Raw genomic sequence first — 14679 nt, 5'->3', positions numbered from 1 at the left:
GATGTCGGCTCATCTCATCCTGGGGCTGAAGCAGGTCCCAAGGGTATGGCTGTTCGCCATTTAAAGAGGTACGCGAGCTGGGTTTAGAACGTCGTGAGACAGTTCGGTCCCTATCTACCGTGGGCGCTGGAAATTTGAGAGGATCTGCTCCTAGTACGAGAGGACCAGAGTGGACGAACCTCTGGTGTACCGGTTGTGACGCCAGTCGCATCGCCGGGTAGCTATGTTCGGAAGGGATAACCGCTGAAAGCATCTAAGCGGGAAGCCTACCTCAAGATAAGATTTCCCCGTGACTTTATGTCACCTAAAGAGCCGTTCAAGACCAGGACGTTGATAGGTTGGATGTGGAAGCATAGTGATATGTGAAGCTGACCAATACTAATTGCTCGTGAGGCTTGACTATACAACACCCAAACAGTTGTATACAAAGCATCAATCGATTCATAAATATGCAATATCCCTTGATTCAGCCTGATGCTGGAACATACAATTCAGACCCAGATCTGCCCGCTGTTAATAACTCATTTGGACTAAAGTACGGCACATACTGCACCGCAGTTAAATCAGACCCGAACAAGTCCATCAACAGTTGTGCTGGCGACCATAGCAAGAGTGAACCACCTGATCCCTTCCCGAACTCAGAAGTGAAACCTCTTAGCGCTGATGGTAGTGTGGGGTTACCCATGTGAGAGTAAGTCATCGCCAGCTCATTATTCTAAAAAAGCTCCCTCATCGAGGGGGCTTTTTTTTATGCGTGAGGTGTAAAAGAAAAAGAGTTAGCCATCGCGATGCTGGCAATGGCTGATAGTCCGGTTTAAGTGGCTTCTAGTTCTTTTAAGGTTGATATTTTTTTCTATAGATAAGCAATGACACTATTATTCGGAATAACATAATTTATATAAATAAGAGTATGCAGCTAATATTCGCTTTATCAACTTTTTTAATCCCCTAAAAAGCATCTATACTTTTCAAATATATAATTATTATCAAAACTGTTTAAGTGATTACTTAAATATAGATTAAGCTTCTCTTATAAAGCCTGCTTCAGATTTTTCTGATGTTGCTTTACTTGTTTCGCATACTTTTTTCCTTGACGGCGCATTTTCCAACTGGAGTTATAACCTGTTGGGCCTACGTTATAATAAGCAAGTGCCTTTTTCCAGCTTCCCGCTGCCTGATTGTAGTTTGCTAGAACATAGCTACCGCAATTGATATTATTATATTCTTCAAAAAGATCACCAGGGCAACTTTGTTGCCAGTATCTTGGAATAACCTGTGTCAAACCAATTGCACCAGCTGGTGAGATTGTATAATTACGATAGCTTGACTCTTGACGGATCATAGCTGCTAAAAGTAAAGGATCGATTGCATACTTATCTGCACTTTCTACAATAATAGGCGATAACCGATTGGCTGTTTCAGCTTCAACCGTATAAGCTTTTTGTATGCCCATAGCTAACTTGGCTGAACGTTTAGCAACTGAGCCTCCTCCCAAGGAGGAACAGCCACTAATAATTAAAATGCTCGTAATTATAATTAAGTTTTTTATAAGAAATTTTTTTTTATTAAAAGATTGTGCATTTGAAGAATTGATCAAAATCAAAATGTATAACCGACTATAGAAAAACTTATAGAAAAACATATTAAGATGCAGTATAAGGGCAGTCAAGCACCCTATACTTTTTACTACATTTTTCATATATTATTAGATATTAAAAATAGCCTAAGCTAATCTGGATTTTTAAATATAAAAATATAAAATATACTGATTTAAAGGTAATAAAAAATGACGCCTGCATGTAGACTATTAAAAGTAAATAAAATTGATTTTAGTATTCATGAATATGAGCATGATCCTCATACTAAAAATTTTGGATTAGAAGCAGCACAAAAACTGGGCTTGAAAGTTAAAGAAGTATTTAAAACATTATTAGTCACCGATGATAAAAATTATTATGTCGCAGTTTTACCAGTAGCCCATCAATTAAGCTTAAAGAAAATAGCTACAGTAGTAGGAGCTAAAAAACTACATATGGCAGACCCTAAAGATGCCGAACGCCTAACTGGTTATTTAGTAGGTGGGATTAGTCCCGTTGGTCAGAAAAAAAGATTAAAAACAGTTATCTCTATTAGTGCTACAGAACTTGAATGTATGTATGTAAGTGGTGGGAAAAGAGGGCTGGATATAGGGATTAAACCTAATGACCTAGCGCAGGTTTTGGGTGCTAAATTTGCTGATATTATTGATGAATAATCACTTTATTTCAGCTTATTAATTTGAAGATATATTGAAGTCTAACTCACATTGTTACTCACTTATGCAGATCATATAAAAAAGATAAAAGCCGCATTAAGCGACTTTATGATTTGATTCTACATCAAGAATCACAAATTGAACATAAGAGTAGAACCAGAACCTTTTCCTTCCATCTTTATAAGGTTTTTTATATCTTCTTGCTCTAATTCGTGTATTTAGTATTTCGGACCCTAGATTTAATAATTTGGAGAACTCTGCACGACCAATACGTCTTTCACTTTGATGCTTGATTTCTTTTTTAAATTCTTGCATCTCATTAAAGATGGCTTGAAGCCAACATTTTCCTGAACAACTAAATTTTTTTAGTTAGTAATTTCAATCAAATAACAAAAAATCATTAAGTCGTGCGGCAGCTTTACTAAAGATTTGCATGGGTGGATCACCAGAGATAATCGTATTCCTTTTTATAGACATGAGTTTATCAAATAATAGCAGACAGAATGGAGGAATCTTTTTGAATTAAGATTCACATGCACAGCCTGAGCTAATTTGAACATTATGGTGACTTTCTTAGTTTTATATTTAAAAACTGTTGAAATAGTGAGTGAAAAAAGCTTATTTCATAAATTTCACCCAAGCAAAATTGATGATTAAATGCTTTAATAGCAGGGTTGTAATAGATGTGTAACTAACGTGTTTTTGAAGCCTGATTTATATACGGTTCCTACCATTACACGGGATTATCCCGAGTGGCATCATGGCCGCCAAGAATACGGACTCTGGTATATCGAGATTACTGATCCAGAAGTAGTAGCCAATTTAAAAAATATTTGTGAATCTTTTCGGGATTTGCTGCTTGAGCCTAACCAACGCCAGTTTCATATTACACTGTTTATATGCGGCTTTAAAATGAATGATTCAGTAGCACTTTATGATGATGATTTTAGTGCAGTGCAATTTCGACAACAATTACAACAGCTACAAAGACTTTCACCTCCTGTATTCAGTTTAAAAACAGGTCTATTAAATAGTTTTGAAACAGCTTTATTTATTGATATAGAAGATTCTGGAAAATGGCTTAGCCGGTTAAGACAAACTTTAAATTTAAATTGTCCAGAAATTGCTTCTTTAGAATATTATCCACATATTACATTAGGTTTATATCGTGATGCCTTTCCGGCAAAACAAATATGGGATCGAATTGGGAAGTTTAAAGTAGATCAGTTTAATTTAAATATATCTAAATTAATATTTGGAACTTATCAGGCAAAAGTTCTGCAAGGCCCTTTATATCCTCATACTACTTTTAAGTTAGGTCATATATGTTACAGCTCATTTTAGGAGGCGCCCGTTCAGGTAAAAGCAGGCTGGCAGAAAAAATAGCTCTAGAGAGCGGGCTAAATGTTATTTATATTGCTACTGCACAGCCACTTGATGAAGAAATGCAAGAGAGAATCTTGCACCATCAGGAATCACGGCCACGAGAATGGCAAGTAATTGAAGAGCCTTTATATCTTTCAGAAAAATTACAAGAAATTGATGCTCAAAATCAACTTATTCTGATTGACTGCCTGACTCTGTGGATGAGTAATCTGTTGTTACAGGATGCTCCAGAACTGCAGATGAGTCAGTGTCAAAAGCTGTTAACTATTTTACCAAATCTGAAGTCCGAGATTATTTTGGTCAGTAATGAAACAGGTCTTGGTGTGGTGCCGATGGGGAACATCAGCCGTAAATTTATAGATGAATCTGGACGTTTGCACCAGCAGATTGGACAAATCGCACAAAAAGTAGTGTTCTGTGTAGCTGGATTCCCCATAATACTCAAAGAGGAAAAATAATGAACTGGTGGTTAAAACCTTGTAAGCAGCCAAATACAGAAATAAAAATACTGGCTGAACTACGCCAGTCGCAACTGACTAAACCGTCCGGTTCTCTTGGAGAGCTAGAGCAGGTTGCTGTCCGTTTAGCAGCCCTGCAGGGGAATGAACGTCCAGAGATTAACTACCCATGGATTACAATTTTTGCTGGTGATCATGGAGCGATGGAAGAGAATATTTCTGCTTATCCTCAAGCTGTTACCCGCCAAATGCTACAAAATTTTATGACAGGTGGGGCATGTATCAGCGTTATTGCCAAAGAATACAATGCCAAGTTGAAAGTAATTGACTGCGGTTCAGTTGGGGAGCCTTATCATTATCCTGGTGTTGAACGTCACTGTATTGCGCCAGGAACTGCTAACTTTACCACACAAACTGCCATGACCGAAGAGCAGTGTAAACAGGCAATGGAACTTGGTGCAAAAAGTGTAGAGAAGGCTGTGGCAGAGCAAGCTTCACTCTTTGTTGCCGGGGAAATGGGGATTGGAAATACTTGTTCTGCTTCAGCTGTAGCATGTCTATTATTGAATGAACCGGCAGAGAAATTAACAGGTGTAGGGACCGGTATTCGGCAAGAGCAGTTATCTCATAAAAAGCAGGTTATTGATCAGGCTATTGAGCTACATAAAAGTTATGCAGGATCAGACGCTTTTAAAATTCTTAGTGCTGTAGGTGGTTTAGAGCTTGCAGCGATGACAGGAGCTTATATACGCTGTGCACAACTTGGCTTACCTATAATAGTTGATGGTTTTATCAGCTCAGTATCTGCATTATGTGCTGTACGTTTGAATTCAGCAGTACGGTATTGGATGCTATTTGGACATCAGTCTGCCGAGTATGGCCACCAGCGTATACTTGCTGAACTCCAAGCCCAGCCACTTTTAAAATTGAACTTGCGGTTGGGGGAAGCCAGCGGTGCTGGTGCTGCCTTAGGTATAATTAAATTAGCTTGCGCTTTACATAATCAAATGGCAACTTTTGCCGAAGCAGCAGTAATTGGTGAAAAAGTTTAGATGTTACAGCTAGACCTTTTGCGCCATGGTCAGACTGAGTTGGGACATACTTTACGTGGCTATACTGACGATGCACTTACACCTGAAGGTTGGCAACAGATGCAGCTTGCAGTTCTAGAAAAATTACAACAACCGGTTCAGTGGCAGGCTATTTATAGCTCTACACTTATACGTTGTTCACACTTTGCCAGACAGCTCTCACAACAGCTGAAATTACCCTTAATTCTCAATTCTGACCTTAAAGAAATGAATTTTGGACAATGGGAGGGATGCAGTACTGAAGAGATTTATCAACGTGAACCTGAACTCTTAGCCAGTTTCTGGGAGAAACCTTCATTTTATACACCGCCTGAAGCTGAGCCATTACATGAATTTCAATATCGTATTCAACGGGCTTTCCAGCTTATTCATCAGCAAATGTTAGAAAATAACTGGCGACAGGTACTGGTTATTTGTCATGGAGGCGTAATTAAATTGATGAAATGTCTGGCTTTAGATCAGTCACCAGATCATCTTTTAAAAATACCGGCTGAATTAGGCCAGCTCCATACTTTGTACTTAAACCCGCATAATCCCCAATCATATGCACTGGAAGCATCTGAAAAATGATTCGCTTAATGATTGCTTTACAGTTTTTGACGGTCTTTCCAATTAAATTAAAACAGATGCCCAGTCTAAAGCAGAATGCGGAATCCTTACTGTTTTATCCACTGGTTGGGTTAATGATCGGTGGCCTGCTTTTTGCCTTGACTTTGGTTTTACAGGCCTTACCCAGTTTAGTGCTAGCTACTTTTATTCTAGTTATATGGATTTGGCTCACAGGTGGTTTACATCTGGATGGACTCGCAGATACTGCTGATGCCTGGGTTGGCGGTTTTGGTGACCCAGAACGAACTTTAAACATTATGAAAGACCCAAATTGTGGTCCAATTGGCGTGTTAAGCCTGATATTAATCAGTTTATTAAAGCTAGCTGCTTTATATTTGCTGATTGAAATGTATCAATATGATTTGATTATTTTAATCCCACTCTTGGGCCGTTTAGCGCCATTGTTTCTGTTCTTGACGACTCCATATGTGCGTAAGTCCGGTTTGGGTTCAGCTATAACTGAATATTTACCCCGCACTATAGCTTTTAGTATATTGATTATCACTACTTTTCTTTCGTGTTATTTAAGTCTTGCCGGATCAATTGGACTTGCAAGCGGAATCGTCACTCTGCTTTATTTAAGATTTAAATTTATTCAGCGCATCGGGGGTATTACTGGAGATACTGTAGGAGCAGCTATCGAAATAAGTGAAACCACAATTTTATTAACATGTGCATTGTCTGTATTTTACCTGCCAGCTTTGGTTTAACCTGTTAAGCGCAAAATAAGCCGAATTAGAAAGGGTCCGGCAAGCACCATAAATACGCCAGCTAAAACCATAGTCAGACTGGCTACTACACCTTCTTCACGGTGACGCATATAAGCCTTGGTAGTACCAAAACCATGTGCAGCATTGCCTAAAGCCGCGCCATGTGCAAAATGGGACTTGAGTTTTAATGCGATCAAAACTAGATCACCACACAGCATTCCCGCAATGCCTGTCATCATGGTAAATAAAATGACCAGTTCTACTGAACCGCCTACGTGTTCAGTAAGTTCTATGGCAAACGGAGTAGAAATAGAACGTGACATTAAACTATAAGTGGTAGCATCATCAAACTTGAATAATCTTGCCAGATAGAAAGCACTTAAAATACCAGCTAACATTCCCGCAAATACCCCTAAACTGATTGAAAATAAATGTTCGCGTATAATGTTACGGTATTCATAAATCGGTATGGCAAAAGCAACAGTGGCCGGGCCTAGCATCCATACCAGCCAGCGACTCTCCTGCATATAGGTTGTATAAGGAATATGAAAATAAACCATTCCAGTGACCAGTACGATTGGTACAAAAAAAGCTGGAGATAATAGTAAATAAGGAAACTGCTGATACAGTCTTTTAGCAAAGTAATAACTGACTAAGGTCAGCAATAATAGTAAATAAGCCAGAACTGTAGTACTCATGCTTTTTCTCCAGCATGATCAGTTGGCACCTGTCTTTTAGCTTTTAAATAATGTTCAAATTTAAAGCCTAGGTAAATACTATAGGCGGTAACTATCATAACGCAAATAGTACCTAATAGGACACTTACAATTAACTGCCACCCCTGATTAAGCAAGAGTGTCTTATAATTCATCACACCAATAACACAGGGAATAAAGAACAGGACCAGTTCATTTAAAATAAAATCCGAACCTTTTTTAATCCATTCAAGTTTAAATACTCCACTTGCTAGAGCCAGCAAAGTAATTATCAGCCCGAGCACCGCTGCAGAGATCGGTAAATTTAATACCTTTTGCAGTAAGTATCCTATACCCCAAAATACAAATAACAGTCCAATCTGGATGAGTAGTTTTAAGGAATAGAAAAGCCGTAACCGCATGATGGTGTCCATAATTTAAATAAAAATAAAAGCTCTACGCTATTTTAAATATAATTTTTATATTAAATTATGAATAATATAAAAATGATTATATCTATTTGGAATAATTTATTTATGGAGTTTAAAGCTTTAAAAATTTTTGTTGAAATTGTGCGTTCTCAAGGGTTTAGTCAGGCAGCTGAACGGCTTTTTCTTACTCAGCCTGCGGTAAGTAAAGCGATTGGCCAACTTGAAAGCGAATTAGGCTGCGAGCTATTCAAGAAGGGTAAAGCCGGCCGCAAACGTGACATCAGACTAACGTATCTTGGAGAGCAGATTTATCAGCATGCTTTAATTATTCTGGATGAACAGAAAAAAATAACTGATACTATTCAGCAGATCCAATCTTTACAGAAAGGTAAGCTGACTCTTGGCTTGCCGCCTTTAGGGTCTGTATTGTTCAGCTCACTTATTGCATTGTTTCATCAAAAATATCCAGAAATTGAGCTGAATTTTCTAGAAGTAGGTGCAAATGGTATAGAACAGGCAATTTTAGCTAAAACAGTTGATGTCGGTATATTGTTAGGTGAATTGAAACCGGTATTTAATTCAATCCCGGTGGTTAATTCTTCCTTATGCTTACTCTCCGTGAGCAACTCGATATGGAAGGGCAGGACTACAGTCAGGCTTGCAGAGCTTAAAACCGAAGATTTCCTTTTTTACGATGACAGTTTTAGTTTAAATAATATGATTACTGAAGCTGCACATCAGGCAGGTTTCGTACCTCATGTAATCTGTAAAAGTAGCCAGTGGGATTTTATTGCGAAGATGGTCGAGTCAGGTATGGGTGTCGCGTTATTACCTGAGCTTTATTGTAATAAGCTTGATCCTGCTAAATTTAATATATCTATTTTACAAGAGCCCTCTTTAAACTGGACTTTAAGCATGGCTTGGGACTCTACTGTCAGTATGTCAGCTGCCACTCGAGCATGGTTAAATATTATTGAGGATAACCGGCAGCTGATTCATCTATAAATAGATAAGATTTAAAATGGTGAGCTGTAAAAATAGACAAAATTCAGCTTTGTGATAAGATGAACTAAATGCGTACAGATTGGCGCAGAGGTGAATCAATGTCAGCACTTACAATGATGAATATGTCCATGCATGAGGAAGCAATGATTCCTAAACTTGCAATACAGGCATTTCGAAATGCATTTGAACAGGCATGTGCTTCTTCTGAAGTCGTTTATACAGAGCAGCATAAACTGGTTAAACACTTGCCAGATGGTGAAAAAGTCTTTCTAAAAGATACTGGACATGCATATCAGTCTATACAGCCGCAGCAGCGTCAGGTAATGAAACGGCGTAAAAAACAGGAAACGGCTATTTAAATATGCCTCAACCTAGAATCAGAATGTTTGCCGGTCCAAATGGTTCCGGTAAAAGTACGATTAAAGAATATTTATTGCCCCATTATATTGGGGCTTATTTAAATGCAGATGAGCTGGAAAAAGAGCTTAAAGAAACCTGTCGATGTAATCTCAAGAGCTATCATCAAGCTTTAAAAGCAGTAGAGCTTATTGAGTTTTTACAGACCAAAAAGCGTAAAAACGGGCCCTTACTTAGTACCTCTCCAATTATAGAGCCAGATGAAAATATTATCTTCCAGCCAGATGAGGTGGACTCTTACCTAGCTGCCCGTATTATCGACTTCATACGCTTAAAGTTTATCGAACTCAAAGTAAGCTTTACTTTTGAAACAGTCATGTCACATATCAGTAAGATCGAGTTCTTGCGTGAAGCTCAAAAACAGGGTTTTCGCACTTATCTTTATTATGTCTCAACAATTGACCCTGATATTAATATTGCCAGAGTTGAATATCGCGTAAGCCAAGGTGGGCATCCAGTGCCTGAAATTAAAATCCGTGAGCGTTACTACCGGAGTATGGATCTGCTGATGCAGGCTATAGAAGCTTCAGACCGCACCTATATTTTTGATAATTCTTCAAATGGACAAAAAGCTGCATTTATTGCAGAAGTAGAAAATGCGGAAAAACTTCGTGTTAACCCAGAATTACTGGAAGTCCCACGGTGGTTTGCAGAAAAAGTTTTAAGTGAATTTGAATAATAATATTATTTATATATAGAATTGCTCAGTTTCTTTCAAGCTTAGCCTGCTTATTAATAAAGCTAATCTAAGAAAATAGCTATGACAACTTTTTTGATTTCGATACTAAATAATATAAATTCTAGCTGATACTTGAACAGCTAGAATTATTTTGATATCTAAATAGCCTAAGTTGTTTTAAGCTTTTTCTAGTTTTAACAACTCTAGTAATTTTACAGCGGCTTCTTCAGAACTACCCGGATTTTGTCCAGTAATGAGTTGCCCCTCAACCAGCACAAAAGATTGCCAGTCTGGACCTTTTTCATATAACGCACCCTGAGCTTTAAACTCATCTTCTATAAGGAAGGGTACGACCTCAGTTAAGCCTACAGCATCTTCTTCACTATTTGAAAACCCTGTCACTTTTTTACCTTTTACAAAGCTTTGACCATTTGAAGTCAAATTTTTAAGCACAGCTGGAGCATGACAGACTAAAGCCATTGGTTTTTGTGCCTCATCAAAATACTGCAGAATATTTAAGGAATTCTGATCATTGCTCAGGTCCCAGAGTGGGCCATGACCACCTGGATAAAAGACTGCATCAAACTGGTCAGGTTGTACTTCCGCCAAAATATGTGAATTTGCCAGAGCCTGTTGTGCTTCCTGATCTGCTTTAAAACGCTGAGTGGCCTCAGTTTGTGCATCTGGCTCGTCACTTTTTGGGTCTAAAGGAGGTTGACCGCCTGCTGGTGAAGCAAGCGTAATGTCTGCTCCAGCATCTTTAAAGACATAATAAGGAGCTGCAAATTCTTCTAACCAGAAACCAGTTTTTTTACCTGTATTACCTAAAGCACTATGAGATGTCAAAACCATAAGAATTTTCATAAATTTATCCTGAGTAAACGCTAGTATTAATTTAAATAGAAAGTTCAGAATTAGCTTGTAAGTGAAAGAGTTAATGTTCAAGTAAGCTTATGCATCTTTTCACATTAAAAGTGTAAGTCAGGTGAATTGATATTTTTATTGTTTTTGATAAGGAACACTAAACTTTATAAAAATAAAATGATCAATTTAGATGAGTTTATAAAAAGTTTAAAATTTTCATTTTAGACCTCTCAATTAAAAAATATCTGATCAGCCCTCTGCATTTGATCCTGCTTTTCTTATTACTTCTTTACTCATAGCTTATTTTTTGTTCAGAGCTGGGAAATTACTGGTTAACTAATTATAGTGAATTTTATAGGTTTTTTAAATGAATAAACAATCTATTACTTTTGATTATTCTCATATACTCAGTTGAACACTGGGCTAAGATTTTTTCTAGAAATGTTTACTGTATAGGTTTAAAGATATTCATTTTATGAAGTGCTGGGTTATTTCATGCATTTCCATATGAGTCGCTAGACTTATGCAAACACTTTCAATGGCTGGTAATTTTGAGTTGGATAATTATAGGAGCAGGTATTCTTAGCTTGTACTATTTAGTTTTAATTAAATAAAGATAATTATTTAGAATAATAAATAATATCTCACCATTGGTCATTTTAACTTCATGTAGAGGATAAGCATTTCAATTTCGAAACGATGTGTTTTATTTGCTCTCGTTTAATCCAGCCAAGAATATAATTAAAATTCAATAAAACAGGCTATAGGCAGAAAAAATGCTTCTCTGTCTATTTTTTTATAAGAGCTTAAAATAACTTTAGGAATATTTATGGCGAATTCGTCAGTTTATTATACCCGTACAGCACAAATCCTGCATTGGGTGATGGCATTTATTTTTCTTACAGCTTGGCTTATAGGTTTTTATAGTGGAAATTTTTTAACTTATGAAATTAATGGAGGTTTTAAGGGCGATATTATTACTCTTCATAAAAATATAGCGACCATACTTATTTTCCTTTTAGTAATGCGTATATTATGGCGCTATACGCATCCCGTACCTGAACTTCCAGCAAGTATGTCTCCCATGATGAAAAAAGCGGCTCATGCTGGACATTTAGGTTTATATCTTGTCTTGATTGCTTTGCCTGTTACAGGCTGTTTATTTAGCTGGTCCGCTGGACATCCTGCTCCTGTATTGTATTTATTCAATTTACCGACGCTTATTCAGCCAAATCAGGAGGTACTTGCAGTAGTAAAGTCTTTACATATCTATTTATCTTGGGGAGCAGGTCTATTAGTCGCCGGGCACATACTTGCAGCTTTAAAACATCATTTTATTGATAAAGATCATATTCTGAAAAGTATGATAGGCCATTGAAGTCTTGAGATGAGTTATATCTAAGCTAATAGGCTAAATCTAATAAGCTTTTTTAATATTAAATATATATTTAAATGATTTAAAAGGTAAATAGATTCAAATCTGTTATTTATTTTTAGGTATATAAATAAAACATTATCTATCTTATTATAGAAATGTCTGTTAAATAGGCAAATCTTGTGTAATCAGCGCAATTGAATACACGCCCGCTCAAATGAGCGGGTTTTTAATTTTAAAGATCAAATTTTATCAGGCCACTAAATTAATTTAAATTTTTCCCTAAAAAGCGTATAATAATCAGTTACTAATCATAAAATTTAATAGTGAAAGCACTGTGCCAAAATAGTTATTTTTATTAGGTCAAGTAGAGCTTCTGCTAACAGAAATTAAAAGCACAATTTGATACCGAATTTATAAACCAAACTAAAACTATCGATTTTTTTGAGAAAAAGCAGCTATAGTAAAGTCTTATTACCTTTATAAATTGAATGATTGTAGTAACTATGCTGCTTGTAGTTTTAAAATTTATCCAGACTATAGAAAGTAAATAAAAGAAAAAAGTAAAAAACGATATAAAATACTGGCTAAACGCTTGTTTACATCTTATGAACTTATAACTTAGCTGCCATTACACATTGCATAGTGCAATTAATACTTATTGTTTAGGTAAGCAGTAAATAGAGAAAGGAAGATAACTGAACCCTGCCATTTTTCTTTTATAGATGATAGAAAATAGAATAAGTAAATATCAATCAGAATGACAGTATAAATAACTTTTAATACTACTCGTGGCGATATAGAGTTAAAGCATAATAAATCAGAAAAATTTGTTCTATTCGCATCCCTTGTGCGCTGTATTTAAATAAAATAGTTTTTAGTAAATCAAGTATATGAATTTATTTAATTTAAAAGATAACTTAAATCTTATTTTTCTGCACGGGTACAGCATATAACTCAGAATGAGAAAACTGTAGAGAATCTAAAAGCTGGTTGGTAATTTTAAATTAAGCATTAAACATAAATTAAAGAGCTACAAAGTATAAAGATTGAAAATCTGATATAGCTGGTTAAGCAGAGCTCTGTAAGTAGGCCCTTGCAGATGCTTTAATTTAAATAAGCCCTCTAGAGGGCTTATTTACCTAAAAAATAATAAATGAAGAGCTAAAATAGCTACTACATATTTGGGTAGTTAGGACCACCACCACCTTCCGGTGTTACCCATGTGATGTTTTGTGAAGGGTCCTTGATATCACAGGTCTTGCAGTGCACACAGTTCGCTGCATTGATCTGGAACCGCGGTCCAGTCTCTTCCTGAACAATCTCGTAAACCCCGGCCGGACAGTAACGCTGTGCCGGCTCGTCATATTTCGGCAGGTTGACCTCAACCGGAATAGACGCATCAGCCAGCTTGAGGTGAGACGGCTGGTTTTCCTCATGTACCGTATTGGATACAAAGACAGAAGACAGACGGTCAAAGGTCAGCTTGCCATCCGGTTTCGGATAGTTCGGCTTAAAGTTCTCTGCCTCTACAGTTTGCAGGGCTTTGAAGTCGGGCAGCAGGTCATGCAGGGTAAACGGAACCTTAAACACATTCTGGTCAATAAAGTTAAATGCACCGCCAAGCCACTGGCCAAACTTGTGCATGGCCGGGCCAAAGTTACGGGAGCTGTACAGCTCTTCTTTCAGCCAGCTATGGTTGAACTTGTCGGTATAGGCAGTCAGTTCCTTTTCAAAGAAGTCTTCGCCTTCAGCCGCACGGGCATAGCCCACTTCACCACCTTTTTCTACACCGCGGGCAATCGCTTCAAACACCGCTTCACCGCAGAGCATGCCGGACTTCATGGCAGTGTGTGAACCCTTGATCTTGGCAAAGTTTAGGAAACCGGCATCATCACCGATGAGGCAGCCGCCCGGGAAGGTCAGCTTTGGCAATGAGTTCAGGCCACCTTTGGTGACTGCGCGCGCGCCATAAGAAATCCGCTTACCGCCTTCGAGGTATTGTCTGATCAGGGGATGAGTCTTCCAGCGCTGCATTTCAGCAAACGGGAACATATGCGGATTCTTGTACGACAGGTCGACAATCATGCCCAGAGTCACCTGGTTATTTTCGGCATGGTATAGCCACCAGCCCCCAGACGAACCGGTCTCTGACAACGGCCAGCCGGCACCGTGCATCACCAGACCCGGCTTGTGCTTGGCAGGATCAATTTCCCATAGCTCTTTAATACCGATGCCGTAGTGCTGCGGATCGGCATCTTTATCCAGGTTAAATTTCTGGATCAGGCGCTTGCCTAAATGGCCACGGCAGCCTTCGGCAAATAGGGTATATTTGGCCAGCAACTCGTAGCCCGGCATAAAGTTATGGGTTGGCTGTCCATCTTTGCCAATGCCCATGTCACCGGTCTGGATTCCGCGGACCGAACCATCTTCATGGTAGAGGATTTCTGATGCAGCAAAGCCCGGGAAGATCGAGACTTCCAGCTCCTCTGCCTTGGCACCCAGCCAGCGTACGACATTGCCCAGCGAGATGACGTAGTTGCCATCATTATGCATGGTTTTTGGCACCATCCAGTGCGGTGCTTCTTTGGAGGTGGTGTCAGAGAGCAGGAAAAAGGTTCTGTCTTCAGTCACCGGGACATTAAGCGGAGCACCGAGCTCTTTCCAGTCGGGGAAGAGTTCATTCATGGCCCGGGGTTCAAGTA

Annotated in this window: 15 protein-coding genes and 2 rRNA genes; 12 read left to right on the top strand and 5 right to left on the bottom strand. The window is 38.2% G+C overall.

Features of this window, described 5'->3' with window-relative positions; all coding sequences use genetic code 11:
- A 23S ribosomal RNA gene (locus J502_RS14685) occupies positions 1-403 on the top strand; the annotation flags it as partial.
- Positions 404-593: 190 nt separating this feature from the next.
- Positions 594-708, top strand: a 5S ribosomal RNA gene (gene rrf / locus J502_RS14680).
- 322 nt (positions 709-1030) lie between these two features.
- Here the strand turns inward: rrf and J502_RS14675 are convergent.
- Positions 1031-1642: a lytic transglycosylase domain-containing protein gene (locus tag J502_RS14675; RefSeq protein ID WP_416419386.1), complete on the bottom strand. Its 612-nt coding sequence runs from the start codon at positions 1640-1642 to the stop codon at positions 1031-1033.
- Positions 1643-1786: 144 nt separating this feature from the next.
- Between J502_RS14675 and ybaK the strand changes: the two genes are divergently transcribed.
- The 6 genes from ybaK to J502_RS14640 all read left to right on the top strand — a co-directional run bounded on the left by ybaK (position 1787) and on the right by J502_RS14640 (position 6508).
- Positions 1787-2254 carry a Cys-tRNA(Pro) deacylase gene (gene ybaK, locus J502_RS14670; protein ID WP_005026046.1) on the top strand — a complete coding sequence of 156 codons (468 nt, stop codon included), beginning with the start codon at positions 1787-1789 and terminating at the stop codon, positions 2252-2254.
- A gap of 696 nt (positions 2255-2950) precedes the next feature.
- On the top strand, positions 2951-3598 hold the full coding sequence (locus tag J502_RS14660) for a 2'-5' RNA ligase family protein (protein WP_034684839.1): 648 nt from the start codon (positions 2951-2953) through the stop codon (positions 3596-3598).
- Positions 3580-4098 (top strand): bifunctional adenosylcobinamide kinase/adenosylcobinamide-phosphate guanylyltransferase, encoded by a 519-nt coding sequence (cobU, locus tag J502_RS14655; protein ID WP_034684838.1) that lies wholly within the window; start codon positions 3580-3582, stop codon positions 4096-4098. The genes J502_RS14660 and cobU overlap by 19 nt, the downstream gene beginning before the upstream one ends.
- Positions 4098-5150, top strand: coding sequence for a nicotinate-nucleotide--dimethylbenzimidazole phosphoribosyltransferase (gene cobT, locus J502_RS14650; RefSeq protein ID WP_034684836.1), 1053 nt, complete (start codon positions 4098-4100; stop codon positions 5148-5150). The genes cobU and cobT overlap by 1 nt, the downstream gene beginning before the upstream one ends.
- A complete protein-coding gene (locus J502_RS14645; RefSeq protein ID WP_005026030.1) occupies positions 5151-5759 on the top strand; it encodes a histidine phosphatase family protein in 609 nt (202 codons plus the stop codon).
- Positions 5756-6508, top strand: a complete 753-nt coding sequence (locus J502_RS14640) for an adenosylcobinamide-GDP ribazoletransferase (RefSeq protein WP_034684834.1) — start codon at positions 5756-5758, stop codon at positions 6506-6508. Before J502_RS14645 ends, J502_RS14640 begins: the two co-directional genes overlap by 4 nt.
- Here the strand turns inward: J502_RS14640 and J502_RS14635 are convergent.
- The gene (locus J502_RS14635; RefSeq protein ID WP_034684833.1) at positions 6505-7206 is read right to left on the bottom strand and encodes an LrgB family protein; all 702 of its coding nucleotides are present in this window, start codon (positions 7204-7206) and stop codon (positions 6505-6507) included. The two genes, J502_RS14640 and J502_RS14635, sit on opposite strands and share 4 nt — an antisense overlap.
- Complete coding sequence (locus J502_RS14630; RefSeq protein ID WP_005026021.1) at positions 7203-7625, bottom strand: CidA/LrgA family protein; 423 nt, start codon at positions 7623-7625, stop codon at positions 7203-7205. The genes J502_RS14635 and J502_RS14630 overlap by 4 nt, the downstream gene beginning before the upstream one ends.
- Positions 7626-7739: 114 nt before the next feature.
- Between J502_RS14630 and J502_RS14625 the strand changes: the two genes are divergently transcribed.
- The 3 genes from J502_RS14625 to J502_RS14615 all read left to right on the top strand — a co-directional run bounded on the left by J502_RS14625 (position 7740) and on the right by J502_RS14615 (position 9735).
- A complete protein-coding gene (locus J502_RS14625; protein ID WP_017401246.1) occupies positions 7740-8639 on the top strand; it encodes a LysR family transcriptional regulator in 900 nt (299 codons plus the stop codon).
- A gap of 98 nt (positions 8640-8737) precedes the next feature.
- Complete coding sequence (locus tag J502_RS14620; protein WP_005026016.1) at positions 8738-8998, top strand: hypothetical protein; 261 nt, start codon at positions 8738-8740, stop codon at positions 8996-8998.
- Between the two features lie 2 nt (positions 8999-9000).
- A complete protein-coding gene (locus J502_RS14615; protein WP_005014150.1) occupies positions 9001-9735 on the top strand; it encodes an ATPase in 735 nt (244 codons plus the stop codon).
- A gap of 177 nt (positions 9736-9912) precedes the next feature.
- Here J502_RS14615 and J502_RS14610 read toward each other — a convergent pair whose 3' ends face one another.
- Positions 9913-10599, bottom strand: a complete 687-nt coding sequence (locus J502_RS14610) for a type 1 glutamine amidotransferase domain-containing protein (RefSeq protein ID WP_005014151.1) — start codon at positions 10597-10599, stop codon at positions 9913-9915.
- Between the two features lie 829 nt (positions 10600-11428).
- Here J502_RS14610 and J502_RS14605 point away from each other — a divergent pair.
- Complete coding sequence (locus J502_RS14605; RefSeq protein ID WP_005014152.1) at positions 11429-11977, top strand: cytochrome b; 549 nt, start codon at positions 11429-11431, stop codon at positions 11975-11977.
- Between the two features lie 1173 nt (positions 11978-13150).
- Here the strand turns inward: J502_RS14605 and J502_RS14600 are convergent.
- Positions 13151-14679 (bottom strand): electron transfer flavoprotein-ubiquinone oxidoreductase (locus J502_RS14600; protein WP_034684832.1); only part of this gene is annotated, 1529 nt, incomplete at its 5' end.

It is taken from the genome of Acinetobacter sp. 1294596 (genome assembly GCF_000582925.1).
GTDB classification, from domain to species: domain Bacteria; phylum Pseudomonadota; class Gammaproteobacteria; order Pseudomonadales; family Moraxellaceae; genus Acinetobacter; species Acinetobacter radioresistens.
Note: the sequence above shows the minus strand (reverse complement) of the source record. Positions and strands in the feature narration are given on the sequence as shown.

Excerpts from the sequence above, each read along its gene's own strand:
- J502_RS14640 (WP_034684834.1), top strand. The coding sequence starts at position 5,756 with ATGATTCGCTTAATGATTGCTTTACAGTTTTTGACGGTCTTTCCAATT.
- J502_RS14635 (WP_034684833.1), bottom strand. The coding sequence starts at position 7,206 with ATGAGTACTACAGTTCTGGCTTATTTACTATTATTGCTGACCTTAGTC.
- J502_RS14610 (WP_005014151.1), bottom strand. The coding sequence starts at position 10,599 with ATGAAAATTCTTATGGTTTTGACATCTCATAGTGCTTTAGGTAATACA.
- J502_RS14615 (WP_005014150.1), top strand. The coding sequence starts at position 9,001 with ATGCCTCAACCTAGAATCAGAATGTTTGCCGGTCCAAATGGTTCCGGT.
- J502_RS14605 (WP_005014152.1), top strand. The coding sequence starts at position 11,429 with ATGGCGAATTCGTCAGTTTATTATACCCGTACAGCACAAATCCTGCAT.
- J502_RS14645 (WP_005026030.1), top strand. The coding sequence starts at position 5,151 with ATGTTACAGCTAGACCTTTTGCGCCATGGTCAGACTGAGTTGGGACAT.
- J502_RS14625 (WP_017401246.1), top strand. The coding sequence starts at position 7,740 with ATGGAGTTTAAAGCTTTAAAAATTTTTGTTGAAATTGTGCGTTCTCAA.
- J502_RS14630 (WP_005026021.1), bottom strand. The coding sequence starts at position 7,625 with ATGCGGTTACGGCTTTTCTATTCCTTAAAACTACTCATCCAGATTGGA.
- cobU (WP_034684838.1), top strand. The coding sequence starts at position 3,580 with ATGTTACAGCTCATTTTAGGAGGCGCCCGTTCAGGTAAAAGCAGGCTG.
- cobT (WP_034684836.1), top strand. The coding sequence starts at position 4,098 with ATGAACTGGTGGTTAAAACCTTGTAAGCAGCCAAATACAGAAATAAAA.
- J502_RS14675 (WP_416419386.1), bottom strand. The coding sequence starts at position 1,642 with ATGTTTTTCTATAAGTTTTTCTATAGTCGGTTATACATTTTGATTTTG.
- ybaK (WP_005026046.1), top strand. The coding sequence starts at position 1,787 with ATGACGCCTGCATGTAGACTATTAAAAGTAAATAAAATTGATTTTAGT.
- J502_RS14620 (WP_005026016.1), top strand. The coding sequence starts at position 8,738 with ATGTCAGCACTTACAATGATGAATATGTCCATGCATGAGGAAGCAATG.